Source organism: Streptomyces sp. MK37H (assembly GCF_018035285.1).
GTDB lineage: Bacteria > Actinomycetota > Actinomycetes > Streptomycetales > Streptomycetaceae > Streptomyces > Streptomyces endocoffeicus.
Genome location: NZ_JAAAYH010000742.1, coordinates 1 through 2,349 on the forward strand (window position 1 = coordinate 1; position 2,349 = coordinate 2,349).

At 71.5% G+C, this 2,349-nt stretch carries 1 protein-coding gene; it reads left to right on the forward strand.

The features are described from left to right. Positions 1 to 327 precede the first annotated feature (327 nt). Positions 328 to 2,346, forward strand: a complete 2,019-nt coding sequence (locus GWI24_RS43445) for an acetoacetate--CoA ligase (protein WP_210951523.1) — start codon at positions 328 to 330, stop codon at positions 2,344 to 2,346. The last annotated feature ends 3 nt before the right edge of the window (positions 2,347 to 2,349 follow it).

The window sequence follows — 2,349 nt, forward strand, 5'->3', positions numbered from 1 at the left end:
CCGCGTCGGAACGCCGACGCCGCCACGCCGAGCGCAGTGACCGCAGCCCCTGCGCCGTGCAGAGCACCCTCACCGACCGCACCAGCTTCTCCGACCGCACCAGGTCACGCGCATCCATACTGATCAGCCTGCCATTGCCGACGCCCGGCAGGTACATGGTTCAACTGCCGTTCACCTGTGGTCCTCGCACATGATCCCGCCCTGTGATGTGGAGTGGCGCCCCTGGTGCGGGAGTCGATCACGTGGCATCGTCCTGACCGGACGCATACGAGGCGGATGTGCCACTCACGGACACATCCGACGCGGACAGCCCGGGAGCCGACACCCATGACCACCGCAGCCCACTCCGACCACCGGCCGCACCCCCTGTGGCAGCCCGGCGCGGACCGGATCGCCCGGTCCCGGCTGACCACCTTCCACGCCTGGGCGGCCGAGCGTCACGGCGCGCCCGCGCCCGTCCCGGACGACCCGACCGCGGGCTACGCCGCGTTGCACCGCTGGTCGGTGGCGGAGCTGGAGACCTTCTGGCGGGCGGTCGCCGAATGGTTCGAGGTGCGCTTCGCCACCCCGTACGAGCGGGTGCTCGCCGACGCCACCATGCCCGGCGCCCGCTGGTTCCCCGGCGCCACCCTCAACTACGCCGAGCACGCCCTGCGCGCCGCAGAGGACCCCGCCCGCGCCGACGACCCGGCGCTGCTGCACGTCGACGAGGTCCACGCCCCGCGCCCGGTCAGCTGGGCCGAGCTGCGCGGCCAGGTCGGCGCGGTCGCCGCCGAGCTGCGCCGCCTCGGCGTCCGCCCGGGCGACCGGGTCAGCGGCTACGTCCCCAACATCCCCCAGGCCACCGTGGCCCTCTTGGCCGCTGCCGCCGTCGGCGCCGTATGGACCTCCTGCGCCCCCGACTTCGGCGCCCGCAGCGTCCTGGACCGCTTCCAGCAGGTCGAACCGGTGGTGCTCTTCACCGTCGACGGCTACCGCTACGGCGGAAAGACCCATGACCGCACCGCCACCGTGACCGAGCTGCGCGCCGAGCTGCCCAGCCTGCGCGCCGTGGTCCACATCCCGCTGCTGGGCACGCCCGTCCCCGAATCCACGCTGGTGTGGGACGACATCGTCCGCGAACCGGCGGAACCGGTCTTCGAACAGCTCCCCTTCGACCACCCCCTGTGGGTGCTCTACTCCTCCGGCACCACCGGCCTGCCCAAGGCGATCGTCCAGTCCCAGGGCGGCATCCTGCTCGAACACCTCAAGCAGCTCGGCCTCCACTGCGACCTCGGCCCCGACGACCGCTTCTTCTGGTACACCTCCACCGGCTGGATGATGTGGAACTTCCTGGTGTCCGGGCTACTGGTCGGCGCCACCGTCGTCCTCTACGACGGCAGTCCCGGCTACCCGGACACCGCCGCCCAGTGGCGCGTCGCCGAACGCACCGGCACCACGCTCTACGGCACCTCCGCCGCGTACGTCATGGCCTGCCGCAAGGCCGACGTCCACCCGGGCCGCGACTTCGACCTCTCCACCGTCAAATGCGTCGCCACCACCGGCTCCCCCCTGCCGCCCGACGGCTTCCGGTGGATCCACGACGAGGTGGCCGAGGACATGTGGATCGCCTCCGTCAGCGGTGGCACCGACGTGTGCAGCTGCTTCGCGGGCGCCGTGCCCACCCTCCCCGTCTACATCGGCGAGCTCCAGGCCCCCGGCCTCGGCACCGACCTCCAGGCGTGGGACCCGCGGGGCGAACCGGTGGTCGACGAGGTCGGCGAGCTGATCGTGGCCCGCCCCATGCCGTCGATGCCGGTCCGCTTCTGGAACGACCCCGACGGCATCCGCTACCGCGACAGCTACTTCGAGATGTTCCCCGGCGCCTGGCGCCACGGCGACTGGATCACGCTGACCTCCCGCGGCACCGTGATTATCCACGGCCGCTCCGACTCCACCCTCAACCGCCAGGGCGTCCGGATGGGCTCCGCCGACATCTACGAGGCGGTCGAACGCCTCCCCGAGATCCGCGAATCCCTCGTCATCGGCGTCGAACAACCCGACGGCGGCTACTGGATGCCCCTCTTCGTCCACCTGGCCCCCGGCGCCACCCTGAACGAAGAACTCCTGACCCGCATCAAAACCACCATCCGCACCCAGCTCTCCCCCCGCCACGTCCCCGACGAAATCATCCAGGTCCCCGGCGTCCCCCACACCCTCACCGGCAAACGCATCGAGGTCCCGGTCAAGCGCCTCCTCCAGGGCACGTCCCTGGACAAGGCGGTCAACCCGGGCTCGGTGGATGATGTGGAACTGCTGCGGTACTACGAGCGCCTGGCTCGGGAGAGGGGCGGGGCGGGGGCTTAAGCC

Coding starts and splice junctions, on each gene's coding strand:
- GWI24_RS43445 (WP_210951523.1), top strand. CDS start 328: ATGACCACCGCAGCCCACTCCGACCACCGGCCGCACCCCCTGTGGCAG.